The sequence below is a fragment of the Roseiflexus sp. genome, from assembly GCF_057785375.1.
The window spans coordinates 1-24409 of record NZ_JBYNRX010000024.1 but is presented as its reverse complement, the minus strand read 5'-3'; the positions used below and the strand labels follow the sequence as shown (position 1 = coordinate 24409).

The following is a 24409-nucleotide window of genomic DNA, read 5'->3' as shown; positions in this document are numbered from 1 at the left end:
TCACCCCTCCTCGTGTGGCTCCTCCTGGATATGGGAGCGAATGATCTCCTTCTTGATTTCATTGATAACTAACGGCGCAATTGCAGCACCCGCCACAATTGCCCAATCGAGCGGTCCAAGCGGCGTTGTGCCAAGAATGCTGCGCAATCCGGGGAGGAACGTCGTCAACGCCTGAAGACCAATGCCGCCGCCAACCGCCAGGGGTATGTAGGGATTGGGCGGGCATGCTCCACGTTCAAAGATGCTATGGCGTTCCGAACGGCAACTGAGGGCATGGAGCAACTGCGCTGTCGTAATCGCGGAGAACGCCAGCGTACTGGCGCGCGGTCCGGGACCGTAGCGCGACAATCCAATCCCATAGGCGATCAGCGTGCTCACCGAGAGCAATCCGCCCTCGAATCCGATATTCCGTAGATCGGCGCGCGCAAACATCGGCGCGTGCGGATCGCGCGGCGGGCGCGTCATGACATCCGCTTCGGGCAGTTCGACACCCAGCGCCAGTTCGGGGAAAATGTCGGTCACCAGGTTGATCCAGAGCAACTGGATCGGATTGAACGGTTCGCCTACCCCGATGGCGGTCGCTATCAACGTCACCGCGATCTCGCTGGTATTGCTTGCCAGAATGAAATGGACCGCTTTTTTGATGTCGTCGTAGATTGCGCGCCCCTGCTCCACGGCGACGATGATCGTTTGCAGGTTGTCGTCGCGGACGACGATGTCGGCGACTTCCTGCGCCAGCTGGCTGCCATCGCGCCCCATGGCGATGCCAATGTCGGCGGCGCGCAACGCCGGACCGTCGTTGATGCCGTCGCCGGTCATCGCAACGACACGCCCGGCGCGCTGGAGCGCCTGGACGATGCGCAGTTTGTGCGCCGGGCTGACGCGCGAAAAGATGTCGATCCGCTGCGCCAGCGAGCGGAGCACATCAGGCGGCACATGCTCGAGTTGCGCAGCGTCCAGCCCTTCCAGGCGGCCATCGTGGCGTAACCCGATCTGACGGGCAATCGCATGGGCGGTCGCGCTCTGATCACCAGTCACGATAATCGGGTGGAGACCGGCAGCGCGGAAGCGCGCCATCAACTCGCGCATGCCAGGGCGCGGCGGGTCGGCGATGCCTGCCAGCCCCACCCAGATCAGGTTGCGTCGTTCTTCGGGCGGATCAGCGCCATAGGCGTAAGCAACGCCGAGCACGCGCAGCGCCTGGCCCGCCATGCGCTCATTTTCGGTCACAATCCGCACCCGGTCACGTTCGAGCAACGGCTGCACCACACCGTTGCACAGGTGACGATCGCACATTGCCAGCACCTGATCGGGCGTCCCTTTGATCGCCAGCAATTCACCGTCGCCATCGGCATGCCACGTGACCATGTATCCGCGCTGTTCGCTGCGCGGTTGTGTGCGCAGCAACGGATGCCGCTGGCGCAGTGCAACCACGTCGATGCCGGCATCGAGCGCCGCCTGCACCAGTGCAACTTCGGTCGGCGTTCCCTGCAAGCGGGGTTCGCCATTGCTCATCTCGATGTGCACTTCGCTACACAGCGCTGTCAGTTGCAGCAGATAGGTCAGTTCGCCCGTGCGCGCGCCGTTAGCGCTATCCCCGTCGCGCCGGAAGGTCGCCTCTTCGTGGCGGTAAAGGGTCATCCCGGCAAAGACCGCCAGGAGCGTCATCTGGTTTCGCGTGATCGTGCCGGTTTTGTCGAGGCAGACATCCTGCACGGCGCCGAGCGTTTCCACCGCAACCAGACGGCGCACAAGAATGTTCTGGCGCTCCAGCCGCCGCAGACCGAGCGCCAGCGTGGTGGTGGCGACCGTCGGCAATCCTTCGGGAATGGCAGCGACTGCCAGTGACACCGACGTTTTGAGCATCATCAGAAAGCCGTGACCGCGGATCAGACCAATGACGAATACGCCGCCGCAGATGGCGAGCGACAGAAGCGCCAGCTGGCTGCCCAGCACCCTGAGTTGCCGCTGCAATGGCGTTTCGGGCTGTTCCGTCTCAGCGAGCATCCGCTGGATCTGCCCGACTTCGGTGGCGGCGCCGGTTGCAACGACCAGCGCGCGCCCTCCGCCGCCGGTGACGGTAGCGCCGCGATAGACCATGTTGATCCGGCTGCCGAGCGGCATCTCACGTCCCAGCACCACATTGGCGCGCTTGACGACCGGGATGCTCTCGCCGGTCAGCGCCGATTCATCGACCGTCAAATCATCGGTTTCAATCAGGCGCGCATCGGCAGGGACCGATATGCCGCGTTTCAGCACGATCACATCACCCGGCACCAGTTCTTCTCCCGGCAGGTCGTGCTCGATGCCAGCGCGGATCACGCGCGCCACCGGTCTGGCGCCGCGGCTGAGCCCGGCAATGGTTTTTTCCGCCCAATGTTCGGTGAAGAAGCCAATCCCGGCATTGATCAGCACCACACTGAGGATGACAACCCCATCCGCAATACCGCCGGTCGCAATCGAGAGAATCGCCGAAGCCCCCAGCAGCGCCACCGGCAGACTGCTGACCTGTTCGAGCAGCATGCTGAATATCGAACGACGGTGGATATCGGGGAGGGTATTGGCGCCGAGTTCGTGCAGCCGTTGCCGGGCGACTGCCGGATCCAGCCCGTCGTTCAGTGAAGCGCTAAGGATCTGCGCAACGTCTGCAACGGGCATGGTGTGCCAGGGGTGCTGCGGTTGTGGCTGATCGGCTTCATCGGCGCCAACGAGCACGCGGACCAGGCGCGCCTGCACTTCCTCGACGCTCAGTGTTGCGTCGAAGTGAACGAGAACGGCGCCGGTCAGTGTGTTTGCCGAGACACTGCGAATACCAGGTTGACACGCCAGGCGTCGCTCGATGCGCGCTTTCAGCGCCGGGTTCCGATGCAGCCCAGCAGGGCGCAAACGAACCCGTCCCGGCAACTGATGAACGACGATAACCGTGACGGTCATCGGCGGAGCGGCGGGGGCGGGCGGCGGGGGCGGCGCAACCATCTCACGGACAGGCGCTGCCGGAATGGTCAGCAGCGACAGAGGCGTCGTCTGGCTCAACACATGACCGGCAGACACCTGCACCACATCCTGGGCGCCCTGCGGTCCCTCGATGCGGCGCAGGCGCACGAGCAGGGGTTCGGTCATCCCCAGCCAGCGCAGCCGCATATCGCCCGGTTTCAGTGTTGCATCGCCGCGTTCATCGATGGTCAACGTCAGCGTTTGTTCGACATGAACGGTCACCGTGCCGATGGGAGTGCTCTGGGGAATAGCGTGCGGTTGAGCAAAATGGAGTTCGATGGCCGGCCGGTCGTCGATCCGCGTGACATAAACCGCATCGAGCGACTCGACCACCTGTGGATAGGGCAGGAACTCATCGAGCGCCTGCCGGACATTGCAGGCATCAAGCGCTTCACGCAACGCCGCACCAGAGATCAGGCACGATCTGCACGCGCTCAACGCAACCAGCAGATCGCGAAAGGTGCCGCCCCTCGCAAACGCCGTTTCGAGAACAGGCAGGAGATCGGCAACTCCCAGGACGGCTGGAGATGAGGAAGGCTGGATCGCACGGTCTGTCGTTGTCATGAAGATAACACGCACAATGTGCGCATCGGCTAAGCGGCTATCCGAAAATTGCCACGTGACGTGTGGCTGAGTAGGCGAAGGCAATGCCTTCGCCTACCCGACGAACCTGCCATCGGCGATGCTGCGCGGAACGAAGAACATTGGCGCAATCGACAAGACAATGCCTTCGCCTACCCGACGAACCTGACATCTATCGCGTCAACCTGATCGAGAACTGCGGTCATGGTCCAACCGACGGGCGCGGTGCAGCGCCAGAATTGCCAGTGCGTGCGCCATCAGCGTGCTTGCCGGTCCCAGCGCCTGACCACGCAGCGTTTGAATGATACTGGCGCCGACCAGTCCGACGAACGCCACTTCGAGCAGGTCGAACGAGCCATTCGATGTTCGCTGGAGCATGCGATCAAGCTGATCGATACGCGCAGTCGCAGCGCTCAACACCGGATTGGCAGCCAGCGGCATCTCTTCGATCACGAACAATCCGAGAGCGACTGCATCGCGTCGCAGGTCATCATTCGTACCGCTGTAGTGCAACAGAATGCTGGCAGTCAGCGGGTTGGCTTCGACATACCCGACGCGCGCGCATGCAGCCAGTTCCCGTTCGACGCGCGCGAAATAGGCGGTATCGCCCTTGCGCGCCGGGATGCGCAGGCGCACACGCCCCCCGATACGATGCGCCACATAACCGACGGGAAGCATAGGAGCGCCCTTCCTCACGACTCAATACGCACATCCGTCGGCGCCTGCCCGGCAGCGCCCTGGGTTTGCAGTTCGACCTGCACTTCCGCTGCAATGTCACTGAGCGTTTCGACGAGCAGCGCCGCCATTTCGCGGCTGCGCTCATAGCCGAGAATTGCCGCCTTCACTCCTTGCTTGAGTGCAGGGCGGGCAAGCGGCGCCAGCAACGGCAGGACGTCGCGTGCGGCGAGAGTCGCGCCGATGCCAAGCGCCATACCGGTCAGGAGGCTTCGCGTGTCAGCCACGGTGTATTCCTCAATCAGTACGTCAATGCGCGTGTCGATATTATAGCCGTGAATCGGGCATTCCGCCAAACGCAATGACCTATGTGAGTCTGTCGGCAAACTCGCCTCATGATACTAATGTGCGGTTATTCGTACACTACTGCCGGGGCGGACGGCAGGATGCCTGGCGGCTGCGGGCTATAGCCCGCGCTGAGGCGAGTGCAAGCCCCACCGGGGCTGCTGATGCCAGGGCGCGTCAGCGTCCACGACTGCCGGTGCGCATTGCGGGTCGTTGCGCCGTGCGAATCGGGCGCTCGAACATCTTGTCTGACTGACTGCAAGGTAGTATGAGATGCGGTTGGGCGGGCAAGGGCAGCGCCTTCGCCCACCCAATCGACTTTTTCGACGCGCTCTAGCCAAACAACCTGTCGATCACACTCCGGTAGCACTCGTAGCAGATCATATTCACCAGTTGCGGCGGCGGGGCACGTTCAGGCAGACGCAGGAGATCAATCGCTTCCTCGACCTCGAACCACCCCTCGCCGGGGACATGCACCCGTTTGCACCAGCTACAGACCGACACAATATCGGCCGATCGTTCCTGTTTGGCATCCAGCAACGCCACGTACTCGCGCGCCTCTTCATGGGTGATCCGGCTGTTGAAATCGACGCTGCCATCCGGGAGCGGCGCTATCTGCAACTCAATGACCCGACGCGCAGTTGGCGAGTCGCAGCGCATGTGAACAGTAATGGCTTTCCCACGACGGACCCGGCTCAGGATCAGCCGATACAGATGGCGTGTTTCCGGGTCGCTGATGAATTTCCAGAGCGGACGGCTCCAGACATGGGCGGGGGTGAGGTGCGCGCCATCGTTCTCGCGTGCGAAGGCAAGCCACTCGTCGTTGAAGAAAATAATGCGGTCGTGGTCGTCGATGCGGTAGGCGAATGTGCGAGGTGCGGGAAGGAGTTCCATTGAGAGCCTCTGCCGTCTGGCAGTGACGCGCGGCGGAGGCTGATGCGCGATGCGCCTCCGTGGCGCGTATAATTACCACTTTTATTGTACGACCAGCGTCAAGGATCATAACACACTGCGTTACAAATGAAAAGGCTGTCCGACAGGTTTTCGGCGTGGCGCGAAATGGTCGGCGCTTCTTCTGGTATCATGAGAGCGACACTGCCTGACAACGAAGGAGCCATCCATGTCCGCCGCTTCCGCGTCTGCCCTGAGCAACCTGTACGCCACGCGGGCGAAGACGCTTGCCCCTGCTCAGATCTGGCCCGAACACGAGGGCGATCTGATTACGCTGGCGTATGGCTTTGCCGCGCCAGAACTGTTCCCAACCGACGATCTCCTTGCCGCTACTGCCGAGGTGCTGGCGGAAGATGCGGCTGAGGGGTTGAACTACGCGCCAACCTACCCTGGTCTGGTGCAGTTTGTGGCGAATCGTCTGCGCGCTCAGGGAACTCCGGCCGAACCAGGGAATGTGCTGATTTCCTATGGTTCCAGCCAGGTCCTGGCGTTGCTGCCGCAGGTGTTCATCGACCCCGGCGATGCCGTGATTGTCGAGGGACCGACGTTTATGGGCGCGGTGCGGCATTTTGCGCTGGCAGGTGCGCGCCTGATCACCGTCGATGTCGATGATCAGGGCATGAATGTGGACGATCTCGAAGCGACGTTGCGCGATCTGGCACAACGCGGTGAGCGCCCCAAGTTCATTTATACGATCCCGACTTTCCACAATCCGAGCGGTACGCTGATGCCGCTAGAGCGACGGCAGCGATTGGTGGCGCTGGCAAAGGAGTATGGCGTTCTGATCGTCGAAGACGACGCATATGGCGATCTCTACTTCGAGAACCCGCCGCCGCCGCGCCTCTCCGCACTCGATCACGAGGGGTGGGTGTTGCAGGTCGGCACCTTCTCGAAAATCCTGGCGCCAGGGTTGCGTATGGGGTGGGCATGCGGCAACCACGAAATCATCCAGCGTCTGGCAAGTTTCAAAGTCGAAGGGTCGAGCGGTCCGTTCCTGACGCGCATGGTCGAGCGGTACTGCGCCGATGGACGCCTGGAGCGGCATATCGCCGAACTGCGCGCGGCGTATCGGGCGCGGCGCGACCTGATGCTGGCGGCAATTGCACGTGATTGGCCTTCAGAGGTGCGTGTCGCAAAGCCCGCGGGCGGGTTCTTCGTCTGGGTACGATTGCCGCAGGGGCTGAGCGCAACCGCGTTGCTTGCCGAGGCGGAGAAACATGGCGTCACCTTCGTGCCAGGAACGCATTTCTATGCGAATGGCAAGGGTGATGACGCCTTCCGCCTGTCGTTCAGTTTTGTGCCGCATCAGCAGATCGAAGACGGCATCGCGCGCATCGGCGCGGCGTTTCGCACGATCGCCTGAAATCCCGTCCAGGCAGAGACGTTGCACCGTAACCTCTCCGCCAGCAGGAGGAACCACGTGGAATCAACCGCAAGCGATCCATGGGGCGACCGGTTCAGTGACGCGGAGCGCGCGCTGCTGGCGCCGTTCGTCACTGATGTCGATGCGCCGGTCTTTGGTCTGCGCAACCTGCCCGATGTGGTGCGCGGCGCGCTCTTCTCGCGCTACAGCCGTTCCGACAAGAGCCTGCGCCGCATCCTGCTCGATGAGTTCATTCAGGCGCCCGAAGCCGACTTCCAGGCAATCGTGGCGCTCAGCGCCGATGCCGCCGCGCATCAGATCGTCGCCGTGCATCGCGCCGAGGCGTTCTATGAGCGCGTCCTGATCGGCTACGGCGATGACTCGGTCGCGGAGCTGGGCGGCGCGCACGTCGCCTGCGAAGGGGTCAGCAATATTGCCGCCAAGGCGCTCGAAGACAACCGGATCGGCATCAGTCCGCTCGAAAAATCGACTCGCTACGTCGCGTTCAATCGCAAGGTCGAAGGACGGTACCGCTACCTCCGTGAAGCGACGATTATGGCGTCGCGCCATGCCTCCGCCTATGAAACGGCGATGGACCGCCTGTTCGATACCTATTCCGCGCTGATCGAACCGACTCTGGCTGCTGTTCGCGCGCATGCTCCCCGTGACGAAGGCGTTTCGGAACGCGCCTATGCGAGCGCCACCCGCGCCAGGATGTTCGATCTGCTGCGCGGGTTGCTGCCGATGGCGACATTGACCAACGTCGGGTTGTTTGGCAATGGTCGTGCATTTGAGCATCTACTGACAAAGCTGTACGCATCGCCGCTTGCAGAACTGCAATCGCTGGCAGCGGCGTTGCAACGCGCGCTCGATGACCAGATTCCGTCGTTTGTCAAGCGCGCCAAGAGCGAACGCGGCAGAGCGAACCAGGCGTATCTGCGCGACACCCGTCAGCAGACGCAGGCGCTGACAGATATGATTGCCCATCGGCTGCGTGAGGGTATTCCGCTGACGAACGACGCCGCATCGGTGACGCTCGTGTCGTTCGATCCCGACGCCGAGGCGCGGGTTGTCGCCGCCATTCTCTACCCGCATCTCAATGCGCCGCTCGCAGAAGTGCGCGCAGTGGCAGACGCCATGACCGCCGATGAACGCGCCAGCCTGATCCGCGCATATACTGGCATGCGCGGCAGTCGTTTCCACCGTCCGGGGCGCGCATTCGAGGAAGCGCGCTACACGTTCGATCTGCTGGCGGATATTGGCGCCTACCGCGATCTCCAACGCCACCGGATGTTGACCCAGGAGCGACAGCGGTTTGGCGTGCAGCATGGCTATGTTGTGCCGCCGGAAATCGACGAGTACGGGTTGGGCGAGCCGTTTCGCGCGGCGCTGGAACAGGCGGGAGCAGCGGTCGAAGCCATCGCCGCCGATCTGCCGGAGGAGGCGCAGTATGCTGTTCCGTTCGCCTATCGCGTGCGCTGGCGTGTCACGCTCACGCTGCGCGAAGCCTATCATCTGTGCGAACTGCGCAGCGCACCGCAGGGTCACCCCGGTTATCGGCGGATTGCTCAGGAGATGTATCGCCAGATTGCTGCCGTGCATCCGCTGCTGGCGGAAGGCATGCGGTTCGTTGACATGAATGAGTACGCGCTCGAACGTCTCGATGCCGAGCGTCGCCTCGACGAGAAACGGCGGCGACTGGAGCAAGGGTGATGTTCTTACATAAAATCGGCACACCCTGGCTGGCGGTTGAAACCGCGCCTTGGGGCGCGTGCGCGCCGGGCGTCGACCTGCGCCGACGCTTTCCCGCGCGCGCAGGCGGGCGCCGCACCCATAGCCCGCGGCTTCAGCCGCCAGGCGGGGAGACCGCCGGGCGGGGATCGTGGCAGCCCGCGCAGGCGGGCGTCGCACCCATAGCCCGCGGCTTCAGCCGCCAGGCGGAAAGATTCGACCATGCCTATGACCCACACCCCTGATACCCAGCATCCATCCGCTCCGCGCCAATCCGGCGCCGGTTGTCTGCTGGCAGCGCTGGTCGTCATTGTCACGGCAGCGTGCGGCGCGGTAGGGCTGGCGCTGATCGCGGCGCCGTTCGCGAATGCACGCATTGCCGGCGCTATCATCATGCCGACTGCCGCGCTGTTTTTCGGTCTGCTCTTCCTGGGGGCGCTGGCGTTCATGCGCGCGTCGCGGATGTGCGCGGCGCTGCATGCCTGGTTGCTGGCGCTGCCGCTGACGTGGTTGATGATCCCGGCGACCCTGTTGCCATCGTCTGAGGCGCAGATTGCTGCTGCCGCACGTGTGGCGCTGATGGCGGCGTACCTTGGCGCACTCTGGTTCGTGGTGCGCTGGCGTTTCCCGGCGCAGCGAACCAGAACCGGACGGGCTGGCGCATGGCTCGCGGCCGGTGCTGCGGCGCTGCTGGCGCTCCCCTGGCTGGCATGGGGCGCACTCGGATCGCTGCTCGACATCCTGCTCGGGCTTGCCGCCGCCGGATTGTTCGGCGCGGCAGCCAGTCTGCTTGCAACGCGGGTCTATCTGCGTCCGCTCCCCGCCGATCCGGACGGTCCGGGGTTGTTTGTGGGCGGCGTCGTGGTCGGGATGCTCCTCCTGATCCTGGGTTGGAATATCGGCGTCGCCGGGCAGGCGTTGCTGCTGCTGCCGCTGCTGCCAGCGCTGGGGTGGCTGGCGGGTGCGGTTGCCGGCGTCCGGCGCGGATACGCTCCTGGCTCACGGGCGCTGGCGCTGTTCGTTGCGCTGGCGATTGCGCCGCCGCTGCTGTTCGCCGACCCGGATACGCTCCATATTGAATTGCTGACGCAGGGACGCGAAGGGATCGCCTGGGCGATGAGCGCGGCTGGGGTCAGCGCACTGCTGGCGCTGATGCTGTCGGGCGTGATGCCGCTGCTGCGCCGGGCGGCGGAGCGTGCGCCGCAGATCGGCGTCGCTGGCGCTGCGGCGCTCTGGCTGGCGGGCGCCGCGGTGTATGGCGGCGTCGGGCAACCTGGATTGCACGGCGACCGGCTGTTCGTCATTCTGAAGGATCAGGCAGACCTGTCCGCCGTGGCATCCATCGACGATTACCAGGCGCGGCGGCGGGCTGTGTACGAAACCCTCGTGCGCCACGCCGACGCCACACAGGGCCGACTGCGCGACGATCTCTCCCGATTTGGCATCTGGCATCGCCCCTACTACCTGATGAACGCCGTGGAAGTCGAGGGTGGCATGCTGGTGCGCCTGTGGCTGGAAATGCGACCAGAGGTGGATCGGGTCGTCCCTAATCCGGTGCTGCGTCCGCTTCCCATACCACTGGAAGCGAGCAGCGGCGCTATGCCCGCACCCGACGAACCGCCCTGGAACCTGACCATGATCGAAGCCGACCGCGTCTGGAACGAGTTGGGCGTGCGCGGCAAAGGCGTCGTGATCGGGCTGATGGATAGCGGAGTGCAGTGGGATCACCCCGAATTGCGCGACAGTTACCGGGGCGCGCGCGCGGATGGCACAGTTGTGCACGACTACAACTGGTACGATCCGTGGGGCGACACAAAGGAACCGGTGGACTACAGCGGGCACGGCACGTTTACCCTGAGCGCAGCGGTCGGCAATCGCGTTGGGGTCGCGCCCGACGCCGCCTGGATCGCGTGCGTCAACCTGGCGCGCAATGTGGGAAGTGCGGCGCGCTACCTGGATTGCATGCAGTTTATGCTGGCGCCCTTCCCGCCGGATGGCAACCCGTTGCGCGACGGCGATCCGGCGCTTGGCGCCGATGTGACCAACAACTCCTGGGGATGCCCGCAAGACCTGGAAGGGTGTGATCCGAACACGCTCCTGCCTGCCGCCGAGGCGTTGCGCGCTGCGGGCATGGTCACCGTTGCTGCCGCCGGCAACGATGGACCGGCATGCAGCAGTTTGAATGCGCCCCTGGCGCTCTATGACGCGGTCTTGACCGTGGGCGCGGTGCAAAGCAATCGCATCATCGCCCCTTTCAGCAGTATCGGTCCTGTGCTGGCGGATGGCAGCGGGCGGATAAAGCCAGACATTGCCGCACCAGGCGCAGACGTGCTCGCCGCAGCGCCGGGAAGCGGCTACATGACCGGCAGCGGCACCTCGATCGCCGCCCCCCACGTCACCGGTGCGGTTGCACTGATGTGGTCGGCAAACCCGGCGCTGATCGGCGATGTTGAACGCACGGAAGCGACTCTGCGCGCAACTGCGCAACCGGCGCCGCAGGAAGGGGCGGCGCTGGCGCAATGTGCGGTCAACGACCGTTCAACAAACCTGGCGATTCGGTACGGCGCCGGCATCATCAATGCGTATCGGGCGGTGCGCGCCGCCCGCGAGATTTGACAGTCATAGCGCGCAACCTTTACAATTCATATAGCGTAGTAGTGAGGAGAGGACGAGGCGTTCGCCGCTGCGACTGTGCGGCAAACGTGCGACTCTGGGCGCGCGGGCGCGCGCCGCCGCTCCAGTTCCATTGCGCACACGAGGTGTCATGCGTCTGATACTGTATCTTGGCAAGGGTGGCGTCGGCAAAACAACCACCTCGGCGGCGACTGCGGTGCGCGCCGCCGAACTTGGCTACCGCACGCTGGTAGTCAGTACCGATGTTGCGCACAGCCTGGCGGATGCGCTCGATCATCCGCTGGGACCACAGCCGACCCAGTTGACCGACCGACTCTGGGGGCAGGAAATCAACGTACTCGAAGAGGTACGGCAACACTGGGGCGAGTTGCGCAACTACCTGGCAGGGTTGCTCAAACGTCGCGGCGTCAGTGATGTGGCGTCGGAAGAACTGGCGATCATCCCTGGCATGGAGGAAGTCGTCAGCCTGCTTCACATCCGGCGTCAGGCGCGCGACGGCAACTTCGACACCGTGATCGTCGATGCTGCGCCGACCGGTGAAACCATTCGACTGCTGACCATGCCGGAGACGTTCCAGTGGTATGCTGCGCGGGTCATGGATTGGGACCCCGGCACCAAGAGCGTCGCCAAACCGCTGGTGCGCGCCCTGATTCCGGCAACCAATGCATTCGAGACGCTCGACCGGCTGACGAAAGGGGTCGAGGCGCTGCGCCAGATGCTGACCGACCCGGACGTCAGTTCGTACCGCCTGGTGGTCAACCCGGAGCGTATGGTCATCAAAGAAGCGCAGCGCGCAGCGACGTACCTGGCGCTGTTCGGCTATCCCGTCGATGGCGTGGTGCTCAATCGGGTGTTGCCGCGCAACGCGGTCGCCGGCGAGTTCATGGAGCGTCTGTACGAGATGCAGTCGTCGTACCGCAAAATGGTGCACGACCTGTTCGCGCCGTTGCCCATCTGGGAAGCGCCGCACTATCCGCACGACATCCGGGGCATCAAAGACCTTTCGCAGGTCGGGCGCGATATGTTCAAAGACGAAGACCCGACGAAGGTCTTCTTCCGTGGCACGACGCAAGAAATTGTGCGCGACGGCGATGAATACATTATGCGCCTGCCGCTGCCACACGTCGAAATCGGCAAAGTGTCGATCACCAAACGCGGCGACGAATTGTTTGTCGCAATCGGCAATTTCAAGCGTGATATGATCCTGCCGCTGACGCTTGCGGAGCGACCGGCGAAGCGCGCGGTGTTCCGTGAGGGAGTGCTCGAAGTGCGCTTCGGCACACCGGAAGCCGTTGAGCCGACGGCGGCTTCTGCGGGTGGATAGAGACGATAGCATGGAGTGATGGCATATGATTACGGAAGAGCTGGTGCGCAGCGCGCTCAAGAATGTGTATGACCCCGAAATCGGGATGGATATCGTCAACCTGGGCCTGGTGTATAACGTCGATATTCAAAATGGCGGTCGGCGCGTGGTGGTCGATATGACTCTGACGACCCCCGCGTGCCCTGCCGGACCGCAGATCCTCACCCAGGCGAAGCGCGAGATCGAAAGCCTCAATCAGGTGTACAGCAACCTGGAAGATGTGCAGATCAACCTGGTGTGGACGCCGTTCTGGAACCCCTCAATGATGAGCGAAGAAGCGCGCGAGGAGTTGGGGTTCTTCTGATCTCAAACTCATGCGCGGTCATCGGTTCAATATTGCCGGCGTGCGCTGCAGCGCGCCGGTCCGCTGCGGGCGAAAGCCCTCGCTGAAGACGCGATTCGACTATGCTCACCACACGCGGTTCGACCATGCTCACCGCAAGTGAAAGCCCCGCCGGGGCTGCTGATACTCAGGCGCGGTCCTTTGGACCATCATAGTTGTTGAGAACATCATCCGGCATCGCCCGATGAAGCCCACCTGCGCGGGCTTGGCAACCGTAGCCTGCGGCTTCAGCCGCCGGGCGGATTGAGAACGCGGTTCGACCGTGCGCACCGCCAGGGCTGATACCAGGGCGCAGTCTGCATCCACGACATGCCCGCCGGTGCGCGTTGACCGTTGCGCCTTGCCCAACGAATGCGCGAACATCGTGTCTGACCGACCGCCACCTGGTGTCACTCAAAGACGGGTGAGTCTGAGAGCGCGTCGGACAAAGCCAATTGGTTGGGCGAAGGCAATGCCTTCGCCCACCTGACGATACTTCCGAATACGCTCCGCTTCCCCTCCAGTAAACGCCCCCTAACCAGATGTTGCGGGTTCATAACTCCGCAACCGCCTTTCCCGCTCTATACTCTCCATGAACTTTGTGCCATGAAGCACGAAGAACGTTCGTCGCTCTCTAGTACTGTTGAGGCGCGCAATGCATTCTTCACCGCCGCAGGTCAGCGCCACGTCTCTTTCGGGGAGCGTTCGCCCGGTTGCGAGTTCTCCTCCACCGACGCGCTGGATCAGACGAGCACTGTACGGTGTGGCTGCATCCTTCATTGTCCTGGTCATTCTCATCCTCTGGTTTGTCATCGCCCGTCCCATTCAGGTGTTGCCGCGGATCAGCGAAGCGCCCACGTTTATGCTGACTGACCAGGATGGTCGCTGGGTCAGCGATACCGATCTGCGCGGCAGCGTGCTTCTAATCAATTTTGCGCATACGCGCTGCGGTGAGCGGTGCGCGGCAATGGAAAGCCGCCTGTTGACCCTGGCTGACGCCCTGCGCGCTGATGGTCGGTTGGGAACGCAGGTGCGCCTGATGACGATCAGCGTGGACGGCGATCACGATACGCCGCCGGTGCTGCGCGCCTATGCCGCGCGTCTGAATGTTGCGGCGCCGGAGTGGATGTTCCTGACCGGCTCCGCCCGTGAACTCAAACAGTTGATCGGCGGCGAGTACGGCGTCTACTACCGGGTGAACGGCGAGGCCATCGACCTCGTCGATCAGCGTGTCGTGCTGGTGGATGAAACCGGTCTGTTGCGCGCCGAGTACGACGGGACGCGCCTCGATCCTGCGATCGTCCTGCGCGACATCAGGCTGGTCGAACAGGAGGCGAACAGCAGCACTGCAGCGCGACCCATCTATGAAGCGGCGCACATCTTCGTCTGTTATCCGAGGTGAGAGGCGAGAGGTGAGAGAAGCAGAGGCGAACAGGTCGCCTGTTGCGGGCAGGAGGTATGGATGACGGCACGTAGGGGTATTGCACCGCAATGCCCGCAGATACGTTGCACGTCGCTCATATCAGGTGATCATTGCAAACACTAGAAGGGAACCGGGTCTATGACCGAACAGCCAGTCACAGAGCATCGGGAAGAAATGGAAGAACACGAGAACCACGAACTGCCGCGAGGCGCATTGCTGATCACGTTGACGTACCTGGCGATCCTTGCCGGGCTGTGGATCCAGGTGTATCTGCAGCTGCTGGCGAATGGCGGCGTGAGGGGGGGATCATGAACCAGAAATACCTGGGGTATCTTTTCGAGGTCGCGTGGATTCTTCCCAGTGTTGCAGTGCCAATCGCATTTCTGGTTGCGATTGTGATCACGGCATTCGCTGTGGGCATCACAGTGCCGGGAAATGTGGGGCGCGTCGATCCGAAGGCGCTCAGCACGACGGCGCCGTTCGATCAGCCGGGGCTGCGCGAACTGGCGCCAGGGCGCTATGAAGCAGTGGTCATTGCGCAGTTGTTCAATTTCACGCCTGGAGAGATTGAGATTCCCGCCGGCTCAAAGGTGACGTTCATCGTGACCAGCCGTGATGTTATTCACGGCTACAAGATCGAGAAGTCGCCAATCAATATGATGGTCATTCCTGGACAGATTTCACGGATGACAACCACATTTGACACGCCGGGGGAGTATTACATCTACTGCCACGAATACTGCGGCGCGGGGCATCATCTGATGGTAGGCAAGCTGATTGTCACACCGGCGAAGACGGCTTCGGCGAATCGTTAGCATCGACTGTCCGGCGAGCGCCGGCTTCGACCGGCTCGAATACCTCCGGCGAGCGCCGGCTTCGACCGGCTCAGCCAACGATCCCTGTCAGGACAAGCAGAGAAATGGTTCATTGTGTGTCTGCCGCCTGCCACATTTGCGTGCGGCAACCTGGATTGAGGAGCAAGTATGGCTACAGCGCGTGTTTCTGGCGTTTCTGTCGCCGCTGAACGCGCCGAGGTCGGCGTGTTTGCCACCGAGTATCGCCTGACGGGTCTGAACCTGTTGATTGCATTCATTGCCCTGGCGATCGGCGGTCTGTTCGGCGTTATGCAGGCGCTCCAGTACAACGGCATCGACCTGTATAAGCCGATCTCGCCAATCCTGCGCGGCGGGTACTACCAGGGATTGGCGTTGCACGGCGTGCTCAATGTGCTGGTCTTCACCACATTCTTCATTATCGGCTGGCTGACGTTCGTCACCTCGCGGTCGCTCGGCATCCCGCTGGCAAGCCGCGCGCTCGGCTGGACGACGTTCGGCGTCATGACCGGCGGTTTGCTCATTGCGGCGCTGCCGCTGTTGCTCAACAATGCAACCGTTCTGTTCACCTTCTATCCGCCGCTCAAAGCCGATCCGCTGTTCTACATCGGTCTGACGCTGGTGGTCGTCGGCACCTGGTTGTTGCTCATCAACCAGGTGATGATGCTGCGGCGGTGGCGCGCCGCCAATCCTGCGGCACGCATCCCGCTCCCGGCATTCATGGCGATCGTCACGATGACAATGTGGGTGATCTGTACCTTCGGCGTGGCGGCGGAGATGCTGTTCCTGCTGATTCCCTGGTCGCTGGGGTTGGTTCCGGGAACCGACCCGGTGCTGGCGCGCACGCTCTTCTGGTTCACCGGGCACCCGATCGTCTACTTCTGGCTGTTGCCCGCCTATATTTCGTGGTACAACTTCGTGCCGCAGCAGGCGGGGGGGCGGTTGTTCAGCGACCCGATGGCGCGCGTGTCGTTCATTCTGTTTCTGATCCTTTCAACGCCGATCGGGATGCACCATCAGTACACCGACCCCGGCATTAGCGAGATCTGGAAACTGGTGCACGCCATCTTCACCTTCGGCGTCTTCTTCCCCAGTTTGCTGACGTTTTTCAACGTCGTGGCGTCGCTCGAGAACGGCGGGCGGGCGCGCGGCGGCAAGGGGTGGCTGGTGTGGGTCTTCAACCTGCCGTGGCGTGAACCGAGTTTCACCACACAGGTATTGGCGATGATCCTGTTCGCCTTTGGCGGCGCCGGCGGGTTGATCAATGCGTCGTACAATATCAACCTGGTCGTCCATAACACATCATGGATTTCAGGACACTTCCACCTGACGGTCGGTACAGCAGTGACGCTCAGTTTCATGGGCATCACCTACTGGCTGGTGCCGCACCTCACCGGGCGAAAGTTGTGGAGTCCGACAATGGCGCTGGTGCAGGCGTGGACCTGGTTCGTCGGCATGGGTATTTTCTCGCACTGGATGCACACGCTGGGTCTGCTGAGCATGCCGCGGCGCACCGCGATTGGCGCCATGCGCGAACTGCATCCCGAATGGGAACCGCTTCTGCCCATCATTGCGATCGGCGCGCTGATCATGTTCGTCAGCGCCATTCTGTACTACCTCAACATGATGCTGACGATTACTGCCGGGAAGAAAGACGCGGTCCCGATGGTCCCCTTCGCGCGCGCCGTGTCTGGTCCAGAGGACGGTCCGCGAGTACTGGATAACTTCAAGCCCTGGCTGGTAATTGCGTTCGCCCTGATCGTGATCAACTATACGCCGACGTTGATCCGGCTGGTGTCGGAAATGCAGTTTATCCCCGGCTTGCGTTCGTGGTGATAGATACGAACGATGTTCGGAGATGGCACGGGTCGCCTTGATCTGCGCACGAGCGCCAGACGGCCGGCGAAGGCGAAAGAGATCAATGGGAAGTGGCGCAGCGTAAGGGCAGGTCTGAGACCTGCCCTTACGCTGTCCGCATCTTTATTTCTTGACACACGTTTTCCGTATGCTATAATCGCGGTAGTCTCCTCATCCGTGGCGCGGGCTGTATCTTCTCCTGTTCGATCAAGGAAATTGCTGTGATACGTCTGTATCTTCGACCGTTGACCACACTGCTGTTTGTGTTCATCGTCTCGATCTCTGCCATTGCCGCGCCAGCCCGCCTTGCCGCCGCACCACAGGATTTCCGCTGGGAGCCCGCCTCGCGCGCCTATACGGTTACGAATCAGACGCCAAACAACACGGTGCTGGTCGTCAACGATTTTCGTCTGCGCAACGATGATACGGTGGCGGCGACGTTCACGATTTCCTTCCCCGAGCGACCGAACGGCTGGCAGGTCAGTACGACGGTTGCACAGCCGATTGCGGTCAATCAGGCGACGACATCGGCAGTCATTCCCATTCGCATCATTATTCCGCCGAATACCCCTAACGGCGTGCGCACGGTGACGGTGCGCGCTACGCGAACGGACGTGACGCCGAACCTGACGGCAGAGGCGGTGATTCAGGTGACGCTGACCGCGCCAGCGCCGGGAACGCCGCCAATATCTGCATGCCCCGAATTGTCCGATCCGGGAAATGATTTCGATAGCGCCTCGCTGATCCTGGTGGATCGCGCCGAACGACACGGCATCTGCACGATCGGCGACGAAGACTGGTATAAGTTCGGCGCGGTCGCCGGCAAGTATTATTCGATCGATATTCCCGAAATGGATGCCGGGCTCGATCTGTCGCTCGAACTGTATGACTCGAACCGCCGGATTATCGACTCGAACGATGATTTTCCGTTTCGCGGCGGCACCCAAACTCTGACCGACACGCGCCCGCTGATCCAGTCGTTCCGCGCGCCGACCAATGGGTTCTTCTATGTGCGGGTGCGCGATACGCTGGGCATTGGCGGCGCCGATCTCAGCTACACGATTATTGTGCGCGGTGAGAGTTACGGTCCCTTCCCGCCGTTCGTCTCATCGCTCTGCAACGACATCTATGAACAGGACGGGCTGCCGGAACTGGCGCGACAGATCGATCAGAACGAGACGCAGCGCAGCCGACTCCTCTGCCCAAATGGCGATGCGGATTGGGTGAAGTTCTTTGCACTTGCGGGGTATACCTACTATCTTTACACGAATACCAGACCATATGCGCCTGCGGATGCCAATGGCATCCTGCCCGGCGCCGATACGCTGCTCTTCCTGTTTGGACGCGACGCCATCACGTTGATCGACTCGAACAACAATATCGAAGGCGGAACCACGCTCGACTCGCTGGTGCGCTTCACCCCCTCCGCCGATGGCATTTATTATGCTCAGATCAAGAATGTCGGCGACATCGGCGGGATGTTTATCCGCTATGATTTGACATTGAAGGCGTGCCCGGTCGAGCAACCAACATGCGCCCCCCCGCCGGATATCCTGCCGGCGCCGCCACAGGCGGCCATCGAAGTCGTTCCGCTGGCGCAGGACGTTGAGCCGCTGATCGAGGCTGGCATGGCGTCACAGGCGACGCCGGAACTGGTTGCGGACTCAGGCGGCGAAATGATCGTGGCGCTGTCTGGCGCTCAACCGATTGCCCGCCAGATCGATCCGGCATTCATCGCTATCTGGCAACGGGTTGATCTGCCGGTGACGGCAGGACGCGCCCAACGCGCCTGGATCTGGGGCCCGGCGCCGCGCCTGGCGCGCAGTGAACCGTATGCCCAATCCGAAACCGGTCTGCGTCAGGTGCTCTACTTCGACAAAGGGCGCCTGGAAATCAATGATCCGCGCCAGGCGCGCGCAATGCCTGCCTTCGTGACGGCTGGTTTGCTCGTGGTGGAAATGGTTGCAGGGCAGGTGCAGGTTGGCGACAATGAGTATGCGCCGCATCAACCATCCGCCATCCCCGTGGTTGGCGACCTGGATAACACCCACACGCCCGGATATGCGGCATTTACCGGTCTCACGCCGCCAGTTGCCGATCGCACGGGTCTGCCGGCGACCGAGAGGTTGCTGGCGGATGGAAGTGTGCAATCGTCGAACCAGCCTGCCCGCGCAGAGACGCGTATGGTGCGGTTTGTTGGCGAGACCGGGCACAATATTCCGCGCGTGTTCTGGGACTATTTGACAGCGCCGGGGGTTGTGTACGACAATGGGGTGTATCGCAACAGTCGGGTGATGGATTGGGTTGCAGTCGTCGGGCATCCGATCAGCGAAGCGTACTGGGTGCGTGCGCGGATCGGCGGCGTCGAGCGGGATGTGCTTGTGCAGTTGTTCGAGCGCCGGGTGCTGACGTATACGCCTGATGAGCAACCTGCTTGGCGGGTGCAAATGGGGAATGCCGGTCAGCACTACTACCTCTGGCGCTATGGCAGTCCACTGCCCTGACGCTCTCCCGGACGATCCTCCTGCCAGAAACCAGGGGAGAACGCCACGCGATTGCGAAGCATCGAACGTTCTGAGGAGACCCATGCCATCGTTCAACGAACGTGTTGGGGAAGTTATCAAGCGCAAACGCCAGCGTGATCGATTGACCCAGGCGGAATTGGGAGGGCGCATTGGCGTGAGCGGCAGTTATATCAGCAGCATTGAAAATGGTCAGAGCAGCGCCCGGATCGCGGAGATCGAGGCGCTTGCGGCGGTGTTCCGCACGACCGCATTCGAATTGCTGAGCGAAGCCACGGCTGCCGACGGGTATAAGTTCTCGGCGGTTCACCGCGACCGCGAGGCTTTCCTGACCCTGTATGACGCGCTCTCTCCTGACCATCAGCGCATGGCGCGCGCGTTCATGTTGTTCCTGCGTGAGCAGCAGAATCTGCCCCGTGAGTAATTCACAATCGTTGCAAGCGCGTTCCGTTTCACTGTTCCGGTCGCCGTTGCGCCAATGGTTCAGCGCCGGCGTATTCGTCGCCATGGCAATGCTGGCGTTGCTCACCGGCTGCGGGGCGCCAGAACAACCTCCGGCGCCTGCCGACACTCCGATCCTCGCGCCAACCGTAGCGCCGCCAACTGCGACTGCCCTGCCACACGGCGGCAATCTCACGATCCGGCTGGCTGCCGATATTCCTGACCTGCGTCCCTGGCATCCGCGCAATCGTGGCGAGGAACAAATCCTCACACTGCTCTACAGCGGTTTGACGCGCCTCGACGAGACGCTTGCGCCACAGCCGGATCTGGCCACCAACTGGACGGCGTCTCCTGATGGCCGAGTGATTACATTTACGCTGCGGAATGATGCGGTCTGGCATGACGGACAACCGGTGACAGCAGACGATATCGTGTTCACCCTGAATGCGCTGCGCTCCCTCGAACCAGAGACGGCGCTGCTCACCGGATTGCAACGCATTACAGAGGTTACGGCGCCAACCGCCAATACCGTGGTCGTGCGCCTTGATGAACGGTATGCGCCGATCTTCAGCCTGCTGACCGTGCCGGTGCTGCCGCGCCATGCGCTGAGCGGCAGAAGCCTGAAGAGCCTCAATGCCTGGGACGTGCCGGTTGGCAGCGGTCCGTTCCGTCTGGAGCAGCGTGAACCGGGCGTAGCGATCACACTGGCGAGAAATCAGTCCTTTTACCGTGGCGCACCGCTGCTCGACCGGGTGGTGTTCGTGGTGGCGCCCGATGCGCGGGTAGCGGCGTCTGCGCTGCGAGACGGTCAGTTACTGCTGGCGGAACTTCCGTGGAATGAGGGACGCGCCATTACCGAAACGGCGCCCGTGGCGCAAACCGGCGCATATGCCGAAAATGGCTACTATTTTCTCGCATTCAACCTGCGGCCCAACCGCATCTTCAGCGATCCACGGCTACGCGAGGCCCTGGCGCTCACCATCGATCTGCCGCGCGTGGTGCAGGAAGCGACCGATGGACAGGGCATGATCATCGGCAGCAGCGTCGCTCCTGGCGCCTGGGCGGATTTGACGCCGCCGCCAGCCGCAACGGTGGACCTGGAACGGGCGCGCGCGCTGCTCGATGAGGCGGGATGGCAGTTGTCGCCCGACGGGATCGTTCGTCAGAAGGACGGAATCACGTTGACGGCCCAACTCTTTGTGCGCGCCGACGATCCGCGCCGGGTGCGCGCTGCGGAGTTGATCGCCGGCGCCGCCGAACAGATCGGGATGGACATTGTGGTGCAGCCTGCCGACTTTGCAACGGTCATTCGTTCAAAATACGCGCCACCCTACGATTTCGACCTGCTCCTCGGCAGTTGGATCAATGGCGTCGCCGACCCGGATTTTGGCGATTATATGTTCTACGATCCCGACGATTTTGCCCTGTTTCATTCGAGTCAGATCAATCAGGGGACTGCGGATATGCGCCCTGCATTGAACTTTGTCGGGTTCAGCGATCCGGTCTACGACGAGCAGGCCAGCGCTGCACGGCAGTTGTACGACCTGAAGGAACGAGAGCAGGCGATCCGGCGTGCGCAGGAACGGGTGGCGTTCTTGCGTCCCTATCTGTTTCTCTGGGCGGATCGGTTGCCGGTGGCGTGCAGTCCGCGCGTGAAAACGCCAGAAAGTCCGCTCAACCTGACGACGCCGAATTATTTGTGGAACATCGAACGCTGGTATGTGACGGATGAAAGTTGAAGGGGATTGCCGCCTGTCCCGTGTGGCGCCCTGACGGCGAGCAGCAGGCAGTGGGCAGTGGGCAACACATTTCTGTACGGTCATTTGAACAATCATGAGTCCCCTGCACAAAGGCTTCACCACCAAGGACACGAGAAGGGGAAGAACCATGAAGCGCCTTTCCGTTGTGTCCCTTGGTGACCTTCGTGGTTGCTTTTTGCGGTGAAGTAACCACCAAGGACACGAAGTACACGAAGGGGAATAAAAATGAAGCGCCTTTCCGTTGTGTCCCTTGGTGACCTTCGTGGTTGCTTTTTGCGGTGAAGTCAATAATGGTTTTTGAGAACATAACCCGGCATCGCCCGGTCCAGCCCGCACAGGGACAAGTGGATAGCCGATGCCAGGGCGCAGTCTGCCTTCCACGACACGCCTGCCGGTGCGCGTTGACCGTTGCACCTTGCCCAACGAACGCGCGAACATTTTGTCTGCCTGACCGCACGTCAGTATAACCCCTAACCCGAACGCTTCTCGCCGACCGCGTGGCTATGATGCCCATCGTACCCCATGCGGATCCAGCCGCGCTGAATTGCATAGATCACCGCCATCGTCCGGTCGTTGACCTGGAGTTTCGACAGGATGGACGTGATATGGTTCTTGACCGTCTGTCCGCTGATCGACAGTTGGGAAGCAATCTCTTTATTCGACAGACCACGGGCAATACAGTCGAGGATTTCGATTTCGCGCGACGTCAGTGGAGCGAAAAGGGCGCTGGTGCGTTCATCTTCGGTGGCGGCGAGTTCACGGAACTGATGGAGGACGCGCGTGGCGACGTGCGGTTTGGCAATGACGCTATCGTTGATCAGGTACTTGCCGCGGGCGACCTCGCGAATCATGCGCACCAGGTCGCGCGGATGCACATCTTTCGATGAATAGGCGGCAGCGCCGACTTTGATCGCCTGGAACAGTTGTTCATCGTCTTCGTACACACTGATGACAATCAAACCCACCCGCGGTTCGCGCCGCTTGATGACGCGCGCTACTTCCAGACCATTCAAACCGGGCAGATTGATGTCGACCAGAACGACATCCGGTGAAAGGCGTTCTGCCAATTTGATTGCTTCCTGACCATTCTCCGCCTCTCCCACCACTTCCATGTCACCAGCCTCTTCCAGACTCCAGCGGATACCCTGACGGAAGAGAGGGTGATCATCAATAATCAGCACACGAATACGTTGTTCCATACCTTTCACCCCGTTTGTTCTAACGGTAGCGCCACCGTCACTTCTGTTCCATGCCCCGGGCGTGATGCGACAGTCAACCGTGCACCGATCAATTCCGCCCGCTCGCGCATACTCGTCAATCCCCAATTGCTCTTTCCAGTGCGGCGCGCTACTTCGCGCGGATCAAAGCCCGGTCCCTCATCGCGCACCGACAGGATCAGCGCGTCTGGTTGATGGATCAGACGCACCGTGATCGGCGCGCCACGTGCGTATTTGTGAGCATTCTGAAGCGCTTCCTGGACAATCCGGTACAGAACAATCTCGACCTCATCCGCCTGTCGGGGCGCTGCATCGGCTTCAAATGTCACATGAACGTTGTAGGTGTTGCCGTAGGTGCGCAAATAATCACGCAGCGCCTCCACTAACCCACGTTCGGCAACCTGCCCTGGTCGAAGGTTGGCAATGAAACGACGCACCTCACTCAATCCCTCACGGGTTGCATCGCGCAGACGACCGATCATCGTCGCCAGTTTTTCGGCGTGCTCGCCGGTTTGCTGTTGCGCCAGAGAATAGCACGTTTCCAGCAACATGAGCGAGTTGGCGAGCACCTGCGCCGGTCCATCATGGACTTCACGCGCCAGACGCACCCGTTCTTCCTCACGCCCGTGGATCACCTGTGAACGCAAAGCCAGCGCCCATGGGTCCGAGGTCGCACCCGTTCCCGTGTTACTCAATGCGCTACTACTCATTTCGATCTGGCGAATCAGCAACTCGATCTGTCGCAGCCCGCTGCGATGTGTATCCACCTCGCGGCTGAGCGCGTCACCACGCGCGCGCAGTTCCGCCACCCGTCGGCTCAACGCTTCGGCATTTGCACGCCGCCGCTGAACCGCTGTGCGGTACTGGAGCGTCACCTCATCGAGTTCCCGCTCCGCCTGGCGCAATGCAGCGGCGAGCGCTGCTGTTTCCTCGCGCTCACGCTCCGCAAGCGCTCGCAGACGCTCTAACTGTTCGGCAACGATTTCACGCGCCTCGCGGAGAGCAGTTGACCCGTCTGGACCTTCCTGCGAATTCATAGCGCTGCGCCTGCCGGCTGTGCCAATATTTATCGTGTAGCACAAATATACAGCAGATCGAATGACAATTCTAGTCTATTTGTGGTGAATTCTTGTTCAAAATGGAGTCGAATTGGTTGCAATCGACGTTATTGCTACACGCGCAACGTTTCTCCCTTCCTGCCAAGACCCCAAGGGTCGGCTACGTTTTCAACCGCCACGCTTTGCTCGCGACAAGTCGCTCGGAGCAATCCTTCCCACCTTTCACCTATGGCCTTTCACCTATGGCCTTTCACCTATGGCCTTTCACCTATGGCCTTTCACCTATGGCCTTTCACCTATGGCCTTTCACCTATGGCCTTTCACCTATGGCCTTTCAC

The 24409-nt window shown here is 61.8% G+C and carries 19 protein-coding genes; 13 read left to right on the top strand and 6 right to left on the bottom strand.

Annotated features, from left to right (window positions below; genetic code table 11):
- From AC3EA7_RS04195 to AC3EA7_RS04180, 4 genes are all read right to left on the bottom strand, one after another.
- Complete coding sequence (locus AC3EA7_RS04195; RefSeq protein ID WP_488612779.1) at nucleotides 1–3558, bottom strand: cation-translocating P-type ATPase; 3558 nt, start codon at nucleotides 3556–3558, stop codon at nucleotides 1–3.
- Between the two features lie 198 nt (nucleotides 3559–3756).
- Nucleotides 3757–4254, bottom strand: coding sequence for an HMA2 domain-containing protein (locus AC3EA7_RS04190; RefSeq protein ID WP_488612778.1), 498 nt, complete (start codon nucleotides 4252–4254; stop codon nucleotides 3757–3759).
- Nucleotides 4255–4268: 14 nt separating this feature from the next.
- Nucleotides 4269–4538, bottom strand: a complete 270-nt coding sequence (locus AC3EA7_RS04185) for a DUF5132 domain-containing protein (RefSeq protein WP_488612777.1) — start codon at nucleotides 4536–4538, stop codon at nucleotides 4269–4271.
- A gap of 391 nt (nucleotides 4539–4929) precedes the next feature.
- Nucleotides 4930–5490, bottom strand: a complete 561-nt coding sequence (locus AC3EA7_RS04180) for a hypothetical protein (RefSeq protein WP_488612776.1) — start codon at nucleotides 5488–5490, stop codon at nucleotides 4930–4932.
- 226 nt (nucleotides 5491–5716) lie between these two features.
- Here AC3EA7_RS04180 and AC3EA7_RS04175 point away from each other — a divergent pair, with 226 nt between their 5' ends.
- From AC3EA7_RS04175 to AC3EA7_RS04115, 13 genes are all read left to right on the top strand, one after another.
- Nucleotides 5717–6910, top strand: coding sequence for an aminotransferase-like domain-containing protein (locus AC3EA7_RS04175; protein WP_488612775.1), 1194 nt, complete (start codon nucleotides 5717–5719; stop codon nucleotides 6908–6910).
- A 57-nt stretch (nucleotides 6911–6967) separates the two neighbouring features.
- Nucleotides 6968–8623: an FAD-dependent thymidylate synthase gene (locus AC3EA7_RS04170; RefSeq protein WP_488612774.1), complete on the top strand. Its 1656-nt coding sequence runs from the start codon at nucleotides 6968–6970 to the stop codon at nucleotides 8621–8623.
- Nucleotides 8623–8886 (top strand): hypothetical protein, encoded by a 264-nt coding sequence (locus AC3EA7_RS04165; protein ID WP_488612773.1) that lies wholly within the window; start codon nucleotides 8623–8625, stop codon nucleotides 8884–8886. The genes AC3EA7_RS04170 and AC3EA7_RS04165 overlap by 1 nt, the downstream gene beginning before the upstream one ends.
- A complete protein-coding gene (locus AC3EA7_RS04160; RefSeq protein ID WP_488612772.1) occupies nucleotides 8864–11257 on the top strand; it encodes a S8 family serine peptidase in 2394 nt (797 codons plus the stop codon). Before AC3EA7_RS04165 ends, AC3EA7_RS04160 begins: the two co-directional genes overlap by 23 nt.
- Before the next feature lie 148 nt (nucleotides 11258–11405).
- Nucleotides 11406–12599: an ArsA family ATPase gene (locus tag AC3EA7_RS04155; RefSeq protein WP_488612771.1), complete on the top strand. Its 1194-nt coding sequence runs from the start codon at nucleotides 11406–11408 to the stop codon at nucleotides 12597–12599.
- 25 nt (nucleotides 12600–12624) lie between these two features.
- Nucleotides 12625–12942: a metal-sulfur cluster assembly factor gene (locus AC3EA7_RS04150; RefSeq protein ID WP_488612770.1), complete on the top strand. Its 318-nt coding sequence runs from the start codon at nucleotides 12625–12627 to the stop codon at nucleotides 12940–12942.
- A 781-nt stretch (nucleotides 12943–13723) separates the two neighbouring features.
- On the top strand, nucleotides 13724–14362 hold the full coding sequence (locus tag AC3EA7_RS04145) for an SCO family protein (RefSeq protein ID WP_488612769.1): 639 nt from the start codon (nucleotides 13724–13726) through the stop codon (nucleotides 14360–14362).
- Between the two features lie 159 nt (nucleotides 14363–14521).
- Nucleotides 14522–14695, top strand: a complete 174-nt coding sequence (locus AC3EA7_RS04140; RefSeq protein WP_488612768.1) for a hypothetical protein — start codon at nucleotides 14522–14524, stop codon at nucleotides 14693–14695.
- Nucleotides 14692–15198, top strand: a complete 507-nt coding sequence (locus tag AC3EA7_RS04135) for a cytochrome c oxidase subunit II (protein ID WP_488612767.1) — start codon at nucleotides 14692–14694, stop codon at nucleotides 15196–15198. Before AC3EA7_RS04140 ends, AC3EA7_RS04135 begins: the two co-directional genes overlap by 4 nt.
- A gap of 168 nt (nucleotides 15199–15366) precedes the next feature.
- Nucleotides 15367–17052: a cbb3-type cytochrome c oxidase subunit I gene (locus AC3EA7_RS04130; RefSeq protein WP_488612766.1), complete on the top strand. Its 1686-nt coding sequence runs from the start codon at nucleotides 15367–15369 to the stop codon at nucleotides 17050–17052.
- A gap of 242 nt (nucleotides 17053–17294) precedes the next feature.
- Nucleotides 17295–19577: a PPC domain-containing protein gene (locus AC3EA7_RS04125; protein WP_488612765.1), complete on the top strand. Its 2283-nt coding sequence runs from the start codon at nucleotides 17295–17297 to the stop codon at nucleotides 19575–19577.
- A gap of 82 nt (nucleotides 19578–19659) precedes the next feature.
- Nucleotides 19660–20019, top strand: a complete 360-nt coding sequence (locus AC3EA7_RS04120) for a helix-turn-helix domain-containing protein (RefSeq protein WP_488612764.1) — start codon at nucleotides 19660–19662, stop codon at nucleotides 20017–20019.
- A complete protein-coding gene (locus tag AC3EA7_RS04115) occupies nucleotides 20012–21775 on the top strand; it encodes a peptide ABC transporter substrate-binding protein (protein WP_488612763.1) in 1764 nt (587 codons plus the stop codon). Before AC3EA7_RS04120 ends, AC3EA7_RS04115 begins: the two co-directional genes overlap by 8 nt.
- Before the next feature lie 491 nt (nucleotides 21776–22266).
- Here AC3EA7_RS04115 and AC3EA7_RS04110 read toward each other — a convergent pair whose 3' ends face one another.
- Both AC3EA7_RS04110 and AC3EA7_RS04105 read right to left on the bottom strand, forming a co-directional pair.
- Nucleotides 22267–22995 (bottom strand): response regulator, encoded by a 729-nt coding sequence (locus AC3EA7_RS04110; protein WP_488612762.1) that lies wholly within the window; start codon nucleotides 22993–22995, stop codon nucleotides 22267–22269.
- Nucleotides 22996–23000: 5 nt separating this feature from the next.
- Nucleotides 23001–24050, bottom strand: coding sequence for a sensor histidine kinase (locus AC3EA7_RS04105; protein ID WP_488612761.1), 1050 nt, complete (start codon nucleotides 24048–24050; stop codon nucleotides 23001–23003).
- Between the last annotated feature and the right edge of the window lie 359 nt (nucleotides 24051–24409).

Coding starts and splice junctions, on each gene's coding strand:
- AC3EA7_RS04135 (WP_488612767.1), top strand. CDS start 14,692: ATGAACCAGAAATACCTGGGGTATCTTTTCGAGGTCGCGTGGATTCTT.
- AC3EA7_RS04175 (WP_488612775.1), top strand. CDS start 5,717: ATGTCCGCCGCTTCCGCGTCTGCCCTGAGCAACCTGTACGCCACGCGG.
- AC3EA7_RS04130 (WP_488612766.1), top strand. CDS start 15,367: ATGGCTACAGCGCGTGTTTCTGGCGTTTCTGTCGCCGCTGAACGCGCC.
- AC3EA7_RS04165 (WP_488612773.1), top strand. CDS start 8,623: ATGTTCTTACATAAAATCGGCACACCCTGGCTGGCGGTTGAAACCGCG.
- AC3EA7_RS04195 (WP_488612779.1), bottom strand. CDS start 3,558: ATGACAACGACAGACCGTGCGATCCAGCCTTCCTCATCTCCAGCCGTC.
- AC3EA7_RS04110 (WP_488612762.1), bottom strand. CDS start 22,995: ATGGAACAACGTATTCGTGTGCTGATTATTGATGATCACCCTCTCTTC.
- AC3EA7_RS04120 (WP_488612764.1), top strand. CDS start 19,660: ATGCCATCGTTCAACGAACGTGTTGGGGAAGTTATCAAGCGCAAACGC.
- AC3EA7_RS04160 (WP_488612772.1), top strand. CDS start 8,864: ATGCCTATGACCCACACCCCTGATACCCAGCATCCATCCGCTCCGCGC.
- AC3EA7_RS04105 (WP_488612761.1), bottom strand. CDS start 24,050: ATGAATTCGCAGGAAGGTCCAGACGGGTCAACTGCTCTCCGCGAGGCG.
- AC3EA7_RS04190 (WP_488612778.1), bottom strand. CDS start 4,254: ATGCTTCCCGTCGGTTATGTGGCGCATCGTATCGGGGGGCGTGTGCGC.
- AC3EA7_RS04155 (WP_488612771.1), top strand. CDS start 11,406: ATGCGTCTGATACTGTATCTTGGCAAGGGTGGCGTCGGCAAAACAACC.
- AC3EA7_RS04140 (WP_488612768.1), top strand. CDS start 14,522: ATGACCGAACAGCCAGTCACAGAGCATCGGGAAGAAATGGAAGAACAC.
- AC3EA7_RS04180 (WP_488612776.1), bottom strand. CDS start 5,490: ATGGAACTCCTTCCCGCACCTCGCACATTCGCCTACCGCATCGACGAC.
- AC3EA7_RS04150 (WP_488612770.1), top strand. CDS start 12,625: ATGATTACGGAAGAGCTGGTGCGCAGCGCGCTCAAGAATGTGTATGAC.